Origin of the sequence: Prevotella nigrescens (assembly GCF_031191185.1) — a bacterium.
GTDB classification, from domain to species: Bacteria; Bacteroidota; Bacteroidia; order Bacteroidales; family Bacteroidaceae; genus Prevotella; species Prevotella nigrescens.
This window is the reverse complement of the sequence record NZ_CP133464.1, coordinates 350,560-363,175: the sequence shown is the minus strand read 5'-3', so window position 1 is coordinate 363,175 and position 12,616 is coordinate 350,560. Positions and strand designations below refer to the sequence as shown.

Here is a 12,616-nt window from a genome sequence, read left to right as displayed (position 1 = left end):
TTGTTACTAACTATCAAACGCCAATTAAGGATTGATAAGCAATTGGAGAATTACAAATAATGTATAAAAGAATGTTTATAGCATTGTAACAAGTAGATTTTTACAGAAACGAGAAACCGCCATCGCACTTTACAGCAATGGCGGAAGAGATGAAAAAGATTTATTATCTGAGGATTATCACAACCCTCTTGCCTTTAGCAAACCAGACGCATCTGGAGCTTTAAGACCTGTGAAATCGGAGAAAATCTCCATTAAGTCCTTTGTATTGCCACGGCTCAACACCTTATTTCTAAAGTCATCGCCCACCTTTCGGGTCAATGCGCCGTGCTTTGCGAAGTAGTCTGAAATGTTTACCGCCAATACTTCCGACCATAAATAGCTATAGTATCCTGCTGCGTAACCGCCTCCCCAAACATGGTTGAAGTATGATGTCGAATAGCGTGGAGGTATCTGACTGTCGAGCAAACCTACCTCTTTCAGTGCCTTAACCTCAAAATTCTTAGCCTCGTTGGCAGCAGGAATACTCTTTGTATCGAGCATGTGCCAAGCCATATCCACACAAGTTGCGCCGAGATTTTCGCCCAATGCGTATGCAGCCTGATAGTTTATAGACTTCAGCATACGTTCGCACAAGTCGGCAGGCATAGGCTGATTGGTCTTATAATGCCTTGCATAGTGGTTGAAAACTTCGGGTATGCTTGCAAAACTTTCGTTAAACTGTGATGGCATTTCCACGAAGTCGCGTGCCACAGACGTACCGCTTAGCGTGTTATAATAGCAATTCGACAACATTCCGTGCAGTGCATGCCCAAATTCATGGAACATTGTAGACACCTCGTCCCATGTTAAAAGCGTAGGCTGGCCCTCTGGTGCTTTCGCATAATTGCACACATTATATATAAGAGGTATCTGTTGGCGCATTCGACTTTGCTTTGCGAAAGCACTCATCCACGCCCCACCACGCTTCGTTGGACGGCGGAAATAGTCGCAATAGAATAGAGCTAACTGCTTACCATTGTTGTCTATCACGTCGAATACCTTCATGTCGGGGTGATAAGTAGGTATGTCTTTGCGTTCTTTAAAGGTTAAACCATATACTTTATTGGCTGCATAGAAGATTCCATTAATAAGAACAGAGTCTATATTAAAGTACGGTTTCACTTCATCATCGGCAAAATTGAAGTGCTCTTTCTTCATTTTTGCAGAATAATAGAAACGGTCGTAAGGTTGCAAATTAAAGTTTGGACCTTGTGTTTTGCGTGCGTATGCCTCTATATCTTTCGTTTCTGCAACCGCTTTTGGCTGATATTCCTTTATAAGTTGGTTTAGAAAGGCGTACACATTGTCGGTATTCTTCGCCATTACATTCGCCAACGCATACGAAGCATAGTTCTTGTATCCCATAAGTTGAGCCTTTTCAGCACGCAATTTAGTAATTTCCACGATTACAGGGAACGTGTTATATTCGCCGGTTCCATCGGTACGATGAATGGAAGCATTGTAAACACGCTCGCGAAGTCGTCTATTTTCGAGATTGGCAAGGATAGGCTGTTGCGTGGTATTGGTAATAACAATGCAATAAGGAGCTTTTCCTCCACGACTTTCGGCGTCTTTTTTACATTGTGCAATAGCTCCTTCGCTAAGTCCAGCAAGTTCTTTCACATCGTTTACCCATACAGTTGATGCTACAGAAGCTTTAGGAAGCATATTTCCAAAGTCTTGCTGCAACTGTGCCAACTTAGTGTTTATTTCTTTCATACGAGCCATTTTGTCTTTTGGCAGCAATGCACCTGAACGTACAAAGTTCTTGTATATCTCTTCGAGCAACACCTTGTCTTCGCCCTTCAGGCTGTTTCTTTCGTGGTCGTACACATATTTTACACGCTCAAAGAATTTCTGATTGAAGTTGATTTCGTTCTCAAAATCGGTGAGCAGTGGTATTGCAGCCTTTTCAGCAGCCTCGATTTCGGGTGTCTTGTTGGCTTCTGTAATGCAGAAGAAGATATTTTTTACCCTGTCAAGCAGCTGTCCGCTCTTCTCGAATGCCAGGATTGTATTCTGGAATGTAGGCTTTTGCCTGTTCTCTACAATCTGTTTTATCTCTGCACGTTGCTCTTCTATACCAGCCTGAATGGCAGGAAGATAGTGTCCGCTCTTTATTTTACTGAAGTCGGGTGCGCCAAATGGCAATGCACTTTTCTGCATTAATGGGTTCGTGTACATAGATTTTCCTTTCTTAATCTTTTGCCCTGAAGCTGCCGTTGCCACGAGTGTGGCGCAAGCAAGTCCTGCAACGAGGAAAGTTTTCTTTAAGTTGTTCTTCATAAAGTCGTTATTTTTGTTTTCAAATTATAGTTTTATAGCTTCTCAGAATATACAATGCAATAGCTCGCCGGCAGGTACAGTTCCTTATGTTTCAATAGTTTGACCCATCAACGTTTCCTTGATTAGTCGCCCGTGCGTACTTGCTGTGCTGCCAGAGGCACTTTCTTTCGCTTTCCGCTAAACTCCGTAAAGTCGATACGTATTATTTCTACACGATGAAAGCTCTTGTGTGCATACACATCGCCTATTTCTTTAAAGTCGGAAGAGAGCTTATCGATAAGCAAATGCAATGCGTCCATTTTCTCTTCGTCGCTAAGTTGTGTGTGTGCAGTACCAAAAAAGATGGCACTTTCATATTCTGTCGTAAACTTTCCTGGCAGCAAATTCACATTGCCAATGATGCAAAGAGACACCTTGTTGTTCGCTTTTATCGCCTCTAACTTGCGCCCTTCCGGCGCACAGTGTATATAAGCGCTGTTCTTACCGTCCCAGACGAAATTCACAGGTATGCCATAGCCACCGCCTTCAGACACCATCGAGAGCACACCATACTCTCCATTTCTCAGCAATTCCAATGCTCTTGCCTCGTCCATCAGCCGGTCTCTTCTACGCACCGTATCGTTTACGTACTTCATTTCCACAACTTTCAATTTTCTGCAAATATAAAATTTAATTTTGATATAACCAAAACTAAGCCGCATAAAAACCGATAAATAGATATCAATACAAAATACCTGTAGGTTTATCTTCCCTGTTTCATAATAAAATTGTATCTTTGCAAAGACAAAACGGCTTATATCTGCCTTTGGAATGGCAGTGCCAAGGTCTACTTAAATTTATCCAAATAGTTGAAAATGAAAAAGATATCGCTGTTTATTTTAACGCTCCTTATGGTGTTAAATGCACAGGCTCAAGTAGCAAGACCCAAGCTTATAGTTGGTCTTGTAGTCGACCAGATGCGCTGGGATTACCTCTATTTTTATCAAAACGAATACGGACAAGGAGGTCTTCGCCGTCTTCTTAACGAAGGTTTCTCGTTCGAAAACACGCAAATAAACTATGCTCCTACTGTAACAGCCATCGGACACTCGTCTGTTTTCACCGGTTCCGTACCGGCATTGCATGGTATTTGCGGCAACAATTTCTGGCAAGACGACCAGTATGTGTACTGTTGTACCGACACAACCGTACGTAGTGTAGGGTCGGACAGCAAGGAAGGACAGATGAGCCCACACCGTTTGCTCACCACTACGATAGGCGACGAACTGAGATTAGCCACCAATTTCCGTTCAAAAGTCATAGGTGTAGCACTCAAGGACCGTGCTGCCATTCTGCCGGCAGGTCATTCTGCCAACGCGGCATACTGGTGGGACACCTCTGCAGGGCACTTCGTTACCTCTTCTTACTATATGGATAAACTGCCGGAATGGGTAGAAAAGTTCAACAAAGCCAACCATACTGCTCCCAATTATAATATTAAGACATCGAACGAAGGCGTAACAATGACCTTCAAAATGGCAGCTGCGGCACTCGAGAACGAACGCTTAGGACAAGGGAAAGAAACCGACATGCTTACCGTCAGCATCTCTTCTACCGATGCCATCGGACACAAATATGGCACGCGAGGCAAGGAAAACCACGATGTCTACATGCAGTTGGACAAAGATCTGTCCCAATTCCTGAATGTGTTAGATGCCAAAGTAGGACGTGGAAACTATCTTCTTTTCCTTACAGCCGACCATGGTGCAGCACACAACTATAACTTTTTAAAGAAGCAACGCATTCCGGCAGGAGCTTTCGAGTATAAGAAAGCAGTGGAAGACCTTAATAATCACCTGCAGAAAAAGTTCGGAATAAAACCCGTCATGGGCGAAGACAACTATCAATTTGCCTTCAACGACAAGATGATAGAACAGGCAGGGAAAGACAAAGACGACGTTATCGAAGAGGCCATAAAGTTCCTAAAGCAAGATCCCCAATATATTTTTGTATTCGACGAAGAGCATGTTGCAACCGAAACCATGCCCGATTTCATCAAGACACGCATGCTCAATGGCTACATGCGCAACCGTTCGGGCGAAATAGGTGTGGTTACTCGTGCTCAATTCTTCGGCGCAAAGAACTCTCCCGACTACATCGGCACACAGCACGGACAGCCTTATCCATACGACACACACATTCCTTGGGTAATGTATGGCTGGCATGTAAACCATGGAGAATCGGCTCAAGAAGTTACAATAAACGATATTGCTGCAACTGTTTGTGCTATGTTGAAGATACAAATGCCAAGCGGTTGTATAGGTAAAGCAGTATTGCCATAAAGCGGAAACGACCTATGCACATTGCAATAGCAGGAAACATTGGTAGCGGAAAAACTACTTTAACCACCATGTTAGCCAAACGCTATGGGTGGAAACCACGCTACGAGTCGGTAGAATACAATCCGTATCTCGACGATTACTATAAAAACATAAAGCGATGGTCGTTCGCCATGGAGGTATTCTTCCTGAAAGAACGATTTAAAGACTTGTTGGAAATCAGTCGTTCAGACACTGACGTCATTCAGGACCGCACCATCTACGAAGGCGTTTACGTGTTTACGGCAAACAACTACACGATGGGCAACCTTGACGAGCGCGATTACGAAACCTATATGGAACTCTTCGAAGACATGACCGACGCCGTTCGATACCCCGATTTAATGATTTACCTACAAGCATCGGTCAGTCATTTGGTTGCAAACATAGAGAAACGAGGTCGCAACTACGAACAACGCATGCCGTTGGACTATCTTGAGAACATCAATAAACGCTACGAAGACTTTATAAAAAATCAGTATAAAGGGCGCGTACTTACCATAAACGTAGACGAACTCGACTACCAGAACAATCCAAAAGACTTTGGTTTCATTACCGACAAGATAGACCGGGAACTCTTCGGATTTTTCTAATCATCGATAAAACTCACTCTTATATCACAACAAAGAATATGCACATAGCAATAGCAGGAAACATCGGAGCAGGCAAAACAACACTTACTACAATGCTTGCCAAACGATATGGCTGGAAGGCACAGTTCGAACCGGTCGACAACAACCCCTATTTGGCAGACTATTACAACGACATGAAGCGCTGGTCGTTCAATCTTCAGATATATTTTCTTAATAAACGCTTCCGCGACGTAGTTGAAATATCGCGCTCCAACGACACTATCATTCAGGACCGCACCATTTTCGAGGACGCACGCATATTCGCTCCCAACCTTTACGACATGGGACTGATGAGCAATAGAGACTTCGACAACTACACACAGCTGTTCGATTTGATGCTGAGCCTGGTGAAACTGCCCGACCTCCTTATATATATAAGGAGTAGCGTGCCGCATCTTATCGAGCACATTCAACGCAGGGGGCGCGACTACGAGCAGACCATGCGCATAGATTACCTACGCGGATTGAACGAAAGATACGAGAACTGGATTAAGACCTACGACGGTGAACTGATGATAGTTGATGGCGACAGCATCGACTTTGCAGAAAATCCGCAAGACTTCAAACGCATCGAGGACATGATAGACGCACGCCTGTTCGGACTGTTTCCCCCGAAATAGTCAGGCACTCTACCCTACTTCGCATACTGCACATTGCCGTAAGGCACTGCTGAATATGTATAACTAAAAATTAAACAATATTCTATAAACAAACACTATGGAGAAAGTAAAGACATTAATCATAGGTAGTGGACCCGCTGGATACACGGCTGCTATCTACGCAAGTCGCTCTAATTTGCAGCCAGTGCTATACTCTGGTTTGCAACCGGGCGGACAATTGACAACTACAACCATTATCGAGAACTTCCCCGGATTCAAAGACGGCATCGATGCCAACCAGTTAATGCTGGAAATGAAAGCCCAGGCTACCAACGTTGGAGCCGATGTCCGCGATGGTTCCATCGTGAGGGCAGACCTTAAGAAACGTCCTTTCATCATCGAAGACGAGCGTGGCAACATCATCGAAGCAAACACGCTCATTATTGCAACGGGTGCAAGCGCCAAGTATCTTGGTCTGTCCGACGAGGAGAAATACCGCGGTCAAGGTGTCAGTGCCTGCGCTACCTGCGACGGTTTCTTCTACCGCAAGCGCACAGTAGCCGTTGTTGGTGGTGGCGACACTGCCTGCGAAGAGGCTATGTACCTGTCAGGTTTGGCAAAGAAAGTGTACATGATAGTGCGCAAGCCCTACCTCCGTGCAGCCGAAATAATGCGTAAACGAGTTGAAGAAAAAGAGAATATAGAAATCCTTTACAACACGAATACGCTCGGACTCTTCGGCGAAAACGGTGTGGAAGGGGCACACTTGGTACGCTTTAAAGGCGAAGCCAACGAAGAAAAGTATGATATTCAAATAGACGGTTTCTTCCTCGCAATCGGTCATAAGCCTAACACCGATCTGTTTAAAGGGCAGTTAGAACTCGACCCGCAAGGCTTCATCGTAACCCACGGACCGTCTACTGCCACAAGCGTAGAAGGTGTTTTCGCTGCCGGCGACGTTGCCGACCCAATCTATCGCCAGGGAGTGGTGGCTGCCGGAAGTGGTGCAAAGGCTGCCATCGAGGCTGAACGCTTCTTGCAAGACAAGGGCGAAAAGTAAACCGAAGTAACAAGAATGCCGGATAGAGGCGGCATTCCCAACAGGGCTGACATACTGCAACGTAACACTTGCACTATGTTGGTCCTTTTTCATATATATGCAATTACATTTCAAGATAACCGTTTCCACGTTCCAAAATCCACCCTTTTGGGCAACAAAACAGGCTCTTTTGCACTGCAAGACAGCCCCTTTTGGGACGCCTTTCTAACCTGCTGACCTATTGAAAGTTACACAAAGGCATTTTCATACATATACTTGCATATATACAAAAAGGTATTTTTATATATTCATTTTTAACATTCTCGAGTGTTAAAAAATACTTATTTGTATAATTTCTCTAATTTTTTTTACGTTTATTCACGGATAAAAAACTACATTTGCCCACAAATCAAGTTCCTTTGAAAGGTAAAGAACATAGCCGTTGGACTTGTCCGTACAAAGCAAACAGAAGGAGACATTCCACAACAGACGTGGTTACAGCAAGCCAAACGTGCAATGCCAAGTTCGCTTAACCACTGCCACAGCACGAGAATGCATACCTCAAGGAACGGGAAAAGAGCAGAAGCAGACCTAAACACAGTATAATACAGACTAACTTAAAGTGCTCGCCAATCTAAAATAATCATCATAGAACCAAATAATTACAACTAAATTTAAAAGCATGAAACGTAGTTTAAATCTTTTGCTGCTATTTGCGATACTCGCAATACCAGCCTTTGCCGACCCGATTTCAAGGTCAGAGGCACAACGCATTGCACAAAATTTCTTGGCGAAAAAACTCCAACGGAACGTCAAGACACACCTGATGGCACTTCCTAAAAGACTGACGTCCAACATGTCTGCCACAGCCTCCTATGCTCCTTTCTATGTTTACAACGCAGAAAACAACGAAGGGTTCGTCATTGTGTCGGGCGACGACGCCATCGGAAGCATCATTGGCTACAGCGACAACGGTACTTTCGACATGGAAGGAGCACCCTCCAACGTGGTTACCATGATGCAGATGTTCGCACGTGCCGTTGAAAAAGTACAACATACAGGTTCTACCGACTTCGTAAAGGAAGACGAACGCGTAGCACCACACGGCGAAGTAAAGGTGAAACCGCTGCTGAACAACATTCAATGGGGACAAGATGCACCTTTCTTCAACAAGATGCCGGAACGCAAGGCAACCGAAAACAATCCGAAAGAACACTACTACGTGGGCTGTGTAGCCACGGCAATGGCACAGATTATGCGCTTCCACAAGTGGCCTATGCAGGGAACAGGCAACATGACTTACACCGACAACCTTGGCAAAAAACACGTTGCAGACTTCACGTCTGCCCATTTCGACTGGACAAAAATGCCCGAACGGTTAGAGCTGGACAACGCCGATGAAACCGAGAATAATATGGTTGCCACCCTGAGCAGCCTGGCAGCATTCAGCGTTCACATGTCTTTCATGCCCAGCGGAGAGGCTGGTGCCTACTCGCAAGCCGTTGCCGGCGCACTGGTAAACCACTTTGGCTACGACACGGGCATTGCCTACAAAAAGCGAGAGTACTATTCTACACCGCAATGGATAGCCATGATAAAGACCGAACTCGATGCCGGGCGTCCTGTTTTCTACTCTGCATCGAACGAAGACGGCAAGGGTGGACACGCTTTTGTGTGCGACGGATACGACAGCGAAGACTATTTCCACTTTAACTGGGGCTGGTACGGCAAAAGCAATGGCTACTTCCGGGTGAATGCACTCGAACCTTACGCACTCGGAATAGGTGCCAATGGAGGTGGATACAACCTTCAGCAGGAAATAATTACGGGCATAAAACCAATTGACAGTGCAGCTCCGGGAAAGAAACAATGGGCTATCTTTGGTTCAAGTCGCCTCTCCGTAGTCGAGAGCGGTGGGCAAATTCTGGGCATGCAGCGCATCGACAGCCACGATTGCGACAAGTTTACGGGCAAGGTAGCACTCGTCTTGATAGACAAAGACAAAGCGGTGAAAGCCATCTTAAAGCAGGAAAACAAGGTGTTCAACGCCGTAAAGGTAGACGGAAACCTTTATACTACAGGCTATTACATTAGCAATTGGATAAAGAAAGAGATTGAAAAGAATGTGCCAAATGGTAGCGATTACCGCATACAATTTGCCGTAAAAGCCGACAACAGCGACGATTGGCAGCTTGTCCCCTGCCCCAACAATCTGCCCAATTATGCCGAGGCAACCGTAGAAAATGGTGTTATCGTAAGCGTAAGACAACACGAACCTGTGCCCAACGTTACGCTTGTGAAACCTATTACCGCAGAAAACGAATTGCACGCAAAAGGTTCCGGCAAGTTCACATTAGTGCTGAAGAATAACAGCAACGACTTTATTCTCAACCATATATGGTTAAAGTTCATTTCTGTAAACGATGAATCGAAGGTTTATTACGTACACGAAGACGACAAAAGAACCTTCCATCAGGTCTACGATAATAGCGAAAAGACAATTCAATTGCTCTGCGAACTGCCCGACGACATGCCTTCCGGCAAATACAAAGTAGCGGCATTCGAAAAGAATGTAAACGTAACCAAACCCAAGGACGATGCCACCGAAGAAGAAAAACAACGCTATCGAGAGAACATTGCAAAGTGGGAGAACCACCCATTCAAGCCCGGTTTCAGCGAAGAAAACATACTCGAGGTGCGCGAAGAGGTAACTTCTCCGGTGTTCTATCAGGACGGAGACATGCTCTGGATAAGCAATAGCAGCAAGGAAAACAACGCTGCCGTAAAGCAAGGCGATATTATTGCCATTCTCCAAAATACTCTAAACTATGGTACTGCGGGCACTTCATCGCTGCTGATGAAAGCCATCGACGTAACCGACAGGAGCAAAACATACGACATTGTGCAGACGAAAGAGGCTTCGTACAAGAAGATGGAACAGGTAAAGGCAGTTTATTCATCGCGTCTGGACTTGGCTTCCGGCAAGTATTTGCTTGTTCCTTACTACGTGGTAAACGGTGTTGAGACACCTATGGGCGGTCAGAATAAAGAGTACACATTAGAGGTTCTCGACAACGAAGCCATCGAATTGGCGTGCACAGAGTTCACCATTCCAACCACAAAATTGGAGAATGGCAAGCGCACAAACGACTTTAAACTTAAAATAACGGCTCGGAAATCGGTCAAGGGCGCAACGCTTTATGTTCGTCTGCGCCCCGTTACACGCACCGGAGGCATGTTGGCGTTCATGAAATCGGTTACTTTGGAAGAAGGAAAGAGTGCCGAATACACCTTCGCAGTAACTCCCGACGCCAAATTAAAGCCCGGAAAGTATCTGCTTTACGCCGAGTATCGACCCAAAGGCAAGGCGTATGGGCAGGAAGTTCCGCTTGCAGGCAACAACACACAGACCGTTTACATAGGCACGAAGACAGGAATTGAAGAGCTCCAGACCGCCAGGACAGAAGTCGGTTTTACCATCAACGGCAACATAATCAGCTTCTCCGACATACAGAAAGTACGTCTGTTAGAAGTCTATAACATAGCTGGTACAAAGGCGTTTAGCACATCTAAAATTACGAATGGCATTAGTTTGCCAACACAAAACGGCATCTACGTAGTCCGAATAGTAACAACTGATGGAGTCATCACAAAGAAAATAGCAGTAAAATAAACCAATACTGCATATTAAACGGAATAAAGGGGCGTTCTAAAACACATGAACGTCCTTTTTCATATCAACGTTAAGGCAGGTTCTAAAAATTACCTTTGTAGGCTTTTTGCCTTTTAGGTGAACCGATTTCGCATTCCTTTTGAAGAAGTATAGCGGGCTATACGACGGAGAAAGAAAGCGAAAGATGCCACATAAAAGCAAAAAGACACAAAGAGTGAATACCTTTATTACAAATACATTCCTTTACGTGGAATTTATGGAACGTGCCTTAAAAAAAAGCGAAATATATTTCAATATATGCAAGAAAATACGTAATTTTGCCACGTTATATAAACTTTCGGCAATCAACAGTATTGCAAAGGCAAAGCGAAAATAATAAAACAAGATAAACAAACATGGTAAACAAAAAAGCAGAGGGTACCTACGAAGACACCCTCAACAAGTCAGAAGCCTTCTTTGTGAAGCACGGAAAGACCGTAATCATTGCCATAGCGGCAGTCATTGTAGTAGTTGCCGGAGTCTTTTTGTATAGGAATTTCATTGTAGAACCACAAGAGGAAGAAGCAAGCACAGAGCTGGCACAAGCTCAGAAGCTCTTCCAGACACAGCAATACGACCAGGCTCTCAAGGCATTCCAGAAGGTTCAAAGCGATTATAGCAGCACCAATGCAGGCAATCTTGCCAATCTTTACGTCGGACTTTGCTATGCACACCAGGAAAAACCCAACTGGGCAAAGGCTTTGGAGAACGTCCAGAAGTTCTCAACAGCCGACGATCAAATCATAAGTCCAGCCTCTCAAATGGCTCTCGGAGACATTTACGCCAACAACAACCAGAACGACAAGGCTGTGGAAAGCTTCAAGAAGGCTGCCGACATGGCGAATGCAAAGGGCTTCGAAGGGCTGAACATCAGCATAGCACCACTTGCTTTGAGGAAAGCAGGCATTATTCTGGAGAGCGAAGGCAAGAAAGCCGATGCCCTGAAGCTGTACCAAGAGATTAAGACAAAGTATGTAACGTCTCCAATGTACCAGGATATTGACAAGTACATTGAACGCGCAAGCAACTAATTTGCCACCGAAGATGTCTACAGCATTACACAATTTGTCCGACTACAACCTCGATTCTGTACCCGATGCAAGCAATATGTGCTTCGGAATAATAGTGTCTGAGTGGAACTCAGAGATTACCGGGGCGCTTCTCGACGGTGCTGTCAGGACGTTGGAGAAGCACGGAGCCATTCCCGAAAACATTCATGTGAAGACCGTTCCAGGCAGTTTTGAACTGGTTTATGGTGCCCACCAGATGACGCTGAACGGCGGTTACGATGCAATCATCATACTTGGAAGTGTCATAAGGGGCGAAACTCCACACTTCGACTATATCTGTCAGGGTGTAACGTATGGCATTTCAAGGCTCAATGCAAGTTGCGAGATACCCATAATATATGGTCTTCTCACCACAAACGACCTGCAACAAGCAAAGGACAGAAGTGGTGGGAGGCTCGGAAACAAAGGCGACGAGTGTGCAATTGTAGCCATAAAGATGGCTAAGTTCTAAGATACAGACTGCCAACAAGACGATGAAACTAAAAGAATACTTCCAGGCTTACGAGTTCGAAGAGCTATTTCCATACATCGGTCTGATGTATCCGAAGGCGCGCCACCAGCGCAATGCCTTCCGGCACGCCTATGAATTGCTGTTGGACATAACGCCCATTCCATCGAAAAAGTACATTCATTACCAGATAATGGAGGACCCTTCCACTAACGAAATGTTCTTTGGGGCAGACGACAGCAACTTTAACGGACCGTGGGAAGTATTGTTGGGGAAAGACGTACGCATTGACCCGAAGGTCGATTTAAGCAAAGAGGAGATTGTAGCCAACTGTTTGTTAAACACCGTTCTTATTGGGCGGCACCCTAAACAGTTCGATTCCGATTTCAACTTTATATCCCGTTAACGGAGATTTATGAATATTTTTCCATTCC

At 44.9% G+C, this 12,616-nt stretch carries 10 protein-coding genes; 8 read left to right on the top strand and 2 right to left on the bottom strand.

The genetic code is table 11. The features are described from left to right. Window positions 1-177: 177 nt before the first annotated feature. Both RDV52_RS01330 and RDV52_RS01325 read right to left on the bottom strand, forming a co-directional pair. Window positions 178-2,325 carry a M3 family metallopeptidase gene (locus tag RDV52_RS01330; RefSeq protein WP_004364160.1) on the bottom strand — a complete coding sequence of 716 codons (2,148 nt, stop codon included), beginning with the start codon at window positions 2,323-2,325 and terminating at the stop codon, window positions 178-180. Window positions 2,326-2,447: 122 nt separating this feature from the next. Beyond that, on the bottom strand, window positions 2,448-2,960 hold the full coding sequence (locus tag RDV52_RS01325; protein WP_040557356.1) for a pyridoxamine 5'-phosphate oxidase family protein: 513 nt from the start codon (window positions 2,958-2,960) through the stop codon (window positions 2,448-2,450). Between the two features lie 219 nt (window positions 2,961-3,179). Here RDV52_RS01325 and RDV52_RS01320 point away from each other — a divergent pair, with 219 nt between their 5' ends. From RDV52_RS01320 to RDV52_RS01285, 8 genes are all read left to right on the top strand, one after another. Next, window positions 3,180-4,646, top strand: coding sequence for an alkaline phosphatase family protein (locus RDV52_RS01320; protein ID WP_004367820.1), 1,467 nt, complete (start codon window positions 3,180-3,182; stop codon window positions 4,644-4,646). A gap of 14 nt (window positions 4,647-4,660) precedes the next feature. Continuing rightward, window positions 4,661-5,275, top strand: coding sequence for a deoxynucleoside kinase (locus RDV52_RS01315; RefSeq protein ID WP_004364163.1), 615 nt, complete (start codon window positions 4,661-4,663; stop codon window positions 5,273-5,275). A 38-nt stretch (window positions 5,276-5,313) separates the two neighbouring features. Further along, window positions 5,314-5,934, top strand: coding sequence for a deoxynucleoside kinase (locus tag RDV52_RS01310; RefSeq protein ID WP_004364164.1), 621 nt, complete (start codon window positions 5,314-5,316; stop codon window positions 5,932-5,934). A gap of 97 nt (window positions 5,935-6,031) precedes the next feature. Further along, complete coding sequence (gene trxB / locus RDV52_RS01305; protein ID WP_004364165.1) at window positions 6,032-6,973, top strand: thioredoxin-disulfide reductase; 942 nt, start codon at window positions 6,032-6,034, stop codon at window positions 6,971-6,973. A 661-nt stretch (window positions 6,974-7,634) separates the two neighbouring features. After that, window positions 7,635-10,625, top strand: coding sequence for a thiol protease/hemagglutinin PrtT (locus RDV52_RS01300; RefSeq protein WP_004367822.1), 2,991 nt, complete (start codon window positions 7,635-7,637; stop codon window positions 10,623-10,625). 395 nt (window positions 10,626-11,020) lie between these two features. Then, window positions 11,021-11,695 carry a tetratricopeptide repeat protein gene (locus tag RDV52_RS01295; protein WP_004362821.1) on the top strand — a complete coding sequence of 225 codons (675 nt, stop codon included), beginning with the start codon at window positions 11,021-11,023 and terminating at the stop codon, window positions 11,693-11,695. Window positions 11,696-11,708: 13 nt separating this feature from the next. Further along, a complete protein-coding gene (gene ribH, locus RDV52_RS01290) occupies window positions 11,709-12,185 on the top strand; it encodes a 6,7-dimethyl-8-ribityllumazine synthase (RefSeq protein WP_004362822.1) in 477 nt (158 codons plus the stop codon). 22 nt (window positions 12,186-12,207) lie between these two features. Further along, the gene (locus RDV52_RS01285) at window positions 12,208-12,588 is read left to right on the top strand and encodes a hypothetical protein (protein WP_004362823.1); all 381 of its coding nucleotides are present in this window, start codon (window positions 12,208-12,210) and stop codon (window positions 12,586-12,588) included. Window positions 12,589-12,616: the final 28 nt, after the last annotated feature.

Excerpts from the sequence above, each read along its gene's own strand:
- RDV52_RS01330 (WP_004364160.1), bottom strand. The coding sequence starts at position 2,325 with ATGAAGAACAACTTAAAGAAAACTTTCCTCGTTGCAGGACTTGCTTGC.
- RDV52_RS01325 (WP_040557356.1), bottom strand. The coding sequence starts at position 2,960 with ATGAAGTACGTAAACGATACGGTGCGTAGAAGAGACCGGCTGATGGAC.
- RDV52_RS01320 (WP_004367820.1), top strand. The coding sequence starts at position 3,180 with ATGAAAAAGATATCGCTGTTTATTTTAACGCTCCTTATGGTGTTAAAT.
- RDV52_RS01315 (WP_004364163.1), top strand. The coding sequence starts at position 4,661 with ATGCACATTGCAATAGCAGGAAACATTGGTAGCGGAAAAACTACTTTA.
- RDV52_RS01310 (WP_004364164.1), top strand. The coding sequence starts at position 5,314 with ATGCACATAGCAATAGCAGGAAACATCGGAGCAGGCAAAACAACACTT.
- trxB (WP_004364165.1), top strand. The coding sequence starts at position 6,032 with ATGGAGAAAGTAAAGACATTAATCATAGGTAGTGGACCCGCTGGATAC.
- RDV52_RS01300 (WP_004367822.1), top strand. The coding sequence starts at position 7,635 with ATGAAACGTAGTTTAAATCTTTTGCTGCTATTTGCGATACTCGCAATA.
- RDV52_RS01295 (WP_004362821.1), top strand. The coding sequence starts at position 11,021 with ATGGTAAACAAAAAAGCAGAGGGTACCTACGAAGACACCCTCAACAAG.
- ribH (WP_004362822.1), top strand. The coding sequence starts at position 11,709 with ATGTCTACAGCATTACACAATTTGTCCGACTACAACCTCGATTCTGTA.
- RDV52_RS01285 (WP_004362823.1), top strand. The coding sequence starts at position 12,208 with ATGAAACTAAAAGAATACTTCCAGGCTTACGAGTTCGAAGAGCTATTT.